3 protein-coding genes are annotated in these 4,968 nt (G+C 66.7%); all 3 read left to right on the top strand.

The features are described 5' to 3' along the window. Positions 1-109 precede the first annotated feature (109 nt). Positions 110-631: a 50S ribosomal protein L10 gene (rplJ, locus tag ACY0I8_RS16290; RefSeq protein ID WP_461395586.1), complete on the top strand. Its 522-nt coding sequence runs from the start codon at positions 110-112 to the stop codon at positions 629-631. A gap of 51 nt (positions 632-682) precedes the next feature. Further along, the gene (rplL, locus tag ACY0I8_RS16295; RefSeq protein ID WP_461395587.1) at positions 683-1,066 is read left to right on the top strand and encodes a 50S ribosomal protein L7/L12; all 384 of its coding nucleotides are present in this window, start codon (positions 683-685) and stop codon (positions 1,064-1,066) included. A gap of 190 nt (positions 1,067-1,256) precedes the next feature. Further along, positions 1,257-4,968 (top strand): DNA-directed RNA polymerase subunit beta (rpoB, locus tag ACY0I8_RS16300; RefSeq protein ID WP_461395588.1); only part of this gene is annotated, 3,712 nt, incomplete at its 3' end.

A 4,968-nucleotide genomic window follows, 5' to 3' on the forward strand; every position in this document is an offset into this window, starting at 1 on the left:
CGAGTCGGCTTCTCGGAGGGATGGGGTGAACGACCCCCTCTCCACACGGCCGGAAGATGGGAAACCGTCCACCGTAACCGCAGTCGAGAGAAAGGGGGTCGAGGGAGACGTGAATAAGACACAGAAGCAGGAAGCCGTCCAGGAACTCAGGGAGATGTTCGAGAAGGCCCAGGGCATCGTCGTGAGCGAGTTCCGCGGGCTCACGGTGGCCCAGGCCAACGCCCTGCGCCGGGGCTTGGAGAAGGAGGGGGCCGGCCACAAGGTGGTCAAGAACACCCTGGCCCGGATCGCGGTCCAGGGGACCCCGTACGAGTCCCTCGTGGACGAGTTCGTGGGGCCCACGGCCGTGAGCTTCACCTTCGGAGACCCGGTGGCGCTCGCCAAGGCCGTGGTGGAGTTCGCCAAGGCGAACCCCCAGATCACGATCCGCAGCGGGGGGCTGCCTGGGCGGGCGATCACCGCGGCCGAGGTCGAGGCGCTCGCCAAGCTCCCCAGCCGGGAGCAGCTCCTCGGGCAGTTTGTGGGGGTGCTGGCCGGGCCCATCCGGGGGCTGCTGGGCGTCCTTTCGGGCGTGCCGCGTGGGTTCGTGCAGGTGCTCAGCCAGATCCAGAAGCAGAAGGAGGCGGCCTAGCCGCCCGGTTTTCACCCCATCCCTAAAAACCGAGAACGTGGAGGGTACCAAATGGCAATCACCAAGGAAGACGTGATCCAGTTCATCGAGAACATGACCGTGCTCGAGCTCGCCGAGCTCGTCAAGGAGCTCGAGGAGAAGTTCGGCGTGAGCGCCGCCGCGCCCGTGGCCGTGGCCGCCATGCCCGCGGCCGGCGGCGAGGCTGCCGCGGCCGCCGAGGAAAAGACCGAGTTCGACGTGAAGCTGACCGAGGCCGGCAGCCAGAAGATCCAGGTGATCAAGGTGATCCGGGCCATCACGGGCCTGGGCCTCAAGGAGGCCAAGGAGCTCGTGGACGGCGCGCCCTCCGTGGTCAAGGAAGGGGTCAGCAAGGACGAGGCCGAGGACATCAAGAAGAAGATCGAGGAAGTTGGGGGCAAGGTCGAGATCGCCTAGCGGCGACGTCCCGAGAAGAACAACACCCTGTGGACCCCCAATGGGGGCGCGCGGGGGGCGTGTGCCCTCCGCGTGCCCCGTTTCGTTTTTGACCATCCCCTGACTCTCTCGCTCGTTTTCTCCTGCCCTGGATCGTAGCGCGGGCGCGAGGCTCGCGAACCATCCTGCCGTGTGAAGGAGACGGAACCCCATGGCGTACTCCGTAGCCGACAACCAAAGGCTCCGTAGGAAGTTCAACAAGATCGAGACGGTGGTCGGGATCCCGAACCTGATCGAGGTGCAGCGGGAGTCCTACGCCCGGTTCCTACAGGCCGACGTGCCCGCCGAGGAGCGGCGCAACGTGGGGCTGCAGCGGGTATTCCAGAGCGTGTTCCCCATCAAGGATTTCGCGGAGACGGCCTCGCTCGAGTTCGTGAAGTACGAGCTCGGGGAGCCGACCCACTCGGTGAAGGAGTGCCTTCAGCGGGGGATGACCTACGCGCGGCCGCTGAAGATCACGGTGCGGCTGGTGGCCTGGGACGTGGACGAGTCCACGGGCACCCGGAGCATCCGGGACGTGAAGGAGCAGGAGGTCTATTTTGGCGAGATCCCGATGATGACCGAGAACGGGACGTTCATCATCAACGGGACCGAGCGGGTGATCGTGAACCAGCTCCACCGGTCACCGGGCGTCTTCTTCAGCCACGACGAGGGCAAGAAGCATGCGAGCGGGAAGATCCTCTACTCGGCCCGCATCATCCCCTCGCGGGGTTCCTGGCTCGATTTCGAGTTCAACCACAAGGACCTCGTGTTCGTGCGGATCGACCGGCGCCGCAAACTCCACGCCACGGTGCTCCTGAAGGCCCTGGGGTACAGCCACGAGGAGATCCTCGACGCCTTCTACGACAAGGTGAGAATCCGGGTCGACTGGGAGAAGGGCACGGCCGAGAAGGAGCTGCGGACCGACCTGCTTTTGGATGCCCGGGCCACCGAGGATCTGGTGGACCCGGCCACGGGCAACGTGATCGTGAAGAAGCAGCGGCGGATCAACAAGGGGGCCGTGCGCAAGCTCCAGCGCCTGGGGGTGGAGTACCTGCCGGTGGACCTCGGGGAGATGGAGGAGAGCTACCTGGGGGAGACCCTGCTCGATCCGGAGACCGGAGATCCCATCGCCCGGGCCGGCGATCCGGTGACCCCGGAGCTCCTGGAGCTCCTCAAGGAGAAGGGGATCCGGGAGTTCTCGGTGCTCTTCATCGACAACCTGAAGGTCGGGCCCTACATCCGAAACACCCTGGCCGAGGACCGGGTGCGCGACTCGGAGGAGGCGATCATCGAGATCTACCGGCGGATGCGCCCTGGGGATCCGCCGACGCCCGACACGGCCCGGAAGTTCTTCGAGAACCTCTTTTTCAACCCCGAGCGCTACGAGCTCTCCGACGTGGGGCGGATCAAGCTGAACCACAAGCTCAAGCGAAACGAGCCCATCGAGCAGCAGACCCTCACCAAGGGGGACATCCTGGACGTGGTCCGGTACCTGGTGGGGTTGCGGAACGGCCAGGGCAAGGTGGACGACATCGACCACCTGGGGAACCGGCGGGTCCGGAGCGTGGGGGAGCTCCTGGAAAACCGCTACCGGGTGGGCCTGGTGCGCATGGAGCGGGCCGTCAAGGAGCGGATGGCCCTCGGGGAGATCGAGTCGTTCATGCCCCATGACCTGGTGAACTCCAAACCGGTGACCGCGGTGGTCAAGGAGTTCTTCGGGTCGGGGCAGCTCAGCCAGTTCATGGACCAGACGAACCCGCTCTCCGAGACGACCCACAAGCGCCGCTTGAGCGCCCTGGGGCCCGGCGGGCTCACCCGGGAGCGGGCCGGGTTCGAGGTGCGAGACGTCCACCCCACCCACTACGGCCGGATCTGCCCCATCGAGACGCCGGAGGGGCCGAACATCGGGCTCATCGTGAGCCTTTCGATCTATGCCCGGGTGAACGAGTTCGGGTTCATCGAGACCCCCTACCGAAAGGTCGTGGACGGCCGGGTCACCGACGAGATTGTGTACCTCACGGCGCTCGACGAGGAGGAGCACACGATCGCCCAGGCCAACGCGCCCCTGGATGAGGAGGGCCGGTTCACGAACGAGCTTGTGAACGCCCGGCGCAACGGGGAGACCGTGCTCGTGTCGGCGTCCGAGGTGGACCTCATGGACGTCTCCCCCAAGCAGCTCGTGAGCGTGGCGGCGTCGCTGATTCCGTTCCTGGAGCACGACGACGCGAACCGGGCGCTCATGGGCTCCAACATGCAGCGTCAGGCCGTTCCGCTCCTGCGGACCCAGGCGCCCCTGGTGGGCACCGGCATGGAGCGTGTGGTGGCCCGGGACTCCGGGGTCACGGTGGTGTGCCGCCGCGACGGGGTGGTCCAGAGCGTGGACGCCGCCCGGATCGTGGTGCGCTACGAGGAGCCCGAAGGGGACTCGGGGGTGGACGTGTACACCCTGACGAAGTTCCAGCGCTCCAACCAGAACACCTGCCTCAACCAGAGGCCCATCGTGCGTGCGGGCGACCGGGTCAGGGCCGGCCAGATCCTGGCCGACGGCCCGGCCACGGCCCAGGGCGAGCTGGCCCTGGGGCAGAACGTGCTCGTGGCCTTCATGAGCTGGGGCGGCTACAACTTCGAGGACTCGATCATCGTCTCGGAGCGGCTCATTCAAAAGGACGCGTTCACCTCGATCCACATCGAGGAGTTCGAGTGCGTGGCGCGGGACACCAAGCTCGGCAAGGAGGAGATCACCGCCGACATCCCCAACGTGGGGGACCGCAAGCTCAAAGACCTGGACGAATCGGGGATCGTCCGGATCGGGGCCGAGGTGCGGCCCGGCGACATCCTGGTGGGCAAGGTGACCCCCAAGGGCGAGACCCAGCTTACCCCGGAGGAGAAGCTCCTGCGGGCGATCTTCGGGGAGAAGGCCGGCGACGTCAAAGATACGAGCCTTCGGGTGCCCCCGGGGGTCGAGGGCATCGTGGTGGACGCCAAGGTGTTCAGCCGGAAAGGGGGCGAGGACGGCGAACAGACGGTGGAGGAGCGGGAGGCCGAACGGCTGCGGCGGGACATGGAGGACGAGATCGCGATTCTCCGGAGCGCCACCTTCGCCGCGATCCGGGAGCTCCTGGTGGGTGAGCGGGCCGCCATGGACATCGTGGACCTGGAGGGGAACGTGGTGATCCCCGAAGGGGCCGAGATCACGAACGAGCTTCTGGACCGGGTGCCCCGGGACGCGTGGGGCGAACTTCCCCTCGTGGATGCCCCCGAGAAAGAGGAGCGGATCTTCGACCTGATGGAGAAGCTCGACCAGCAGGTGGCCGAGGCCCGCAAGCGGTTCGAGGAGCGGGTGTCGCGCCTGGAGGAGGGGGATGACCTGCCGCCGGGCGTCATCAAGATGGTCAAGGTGTACGTCGCGATCAAACGGCGCCTGTCGGTGGGGGACAAGATGGCGGGCCGGCACGGGAACAAGGGCGTCATCTCGACGATCGTGCCGGTGGAGGATATGCCGTACCTCAAGGACGGCACCCCCGTGGACATCATCTTGAACCCCCTGGGCGTGCCCTCCCGGATGAACGTGGGGCAGGTGCTCGAGACCCACCTGGGGTGGGCCGCCCGGGGGCTCGGGGAGCAGATCCATAAGGTACTGGACACCAAGTACTCCCCCAAGGCCCTGCGCAAGCGCCTCAAGGAGCTTTACCCCGAACCCGAGAGCCAGGAACTCCTCGACCGGGCCTCCGACGAGGTGATCCTCGACATGGCCCGCCAGGCGGCCCGGGAGGGGGTGTACATGGAGAGCCCGGTGTTCGACGGCGCCTCCGAGGACGAGATCTGGAGCCTGCTGGAACAGGCGGACCTGCCGCGGACCGGCCAGACCGTGCTCTACGACG

The organism is Deferrisoma sp. (genome assembly GCF_054681715.1).

Excerpts from the sequence above, each read along its gene's own strand:
- rplL (WP_461395587.1), top strand. The coding sequence starts at position 683 with ATGGCAATCACCAAGGAAGACGTGATCCAGTTCATCGAGAACATGACC.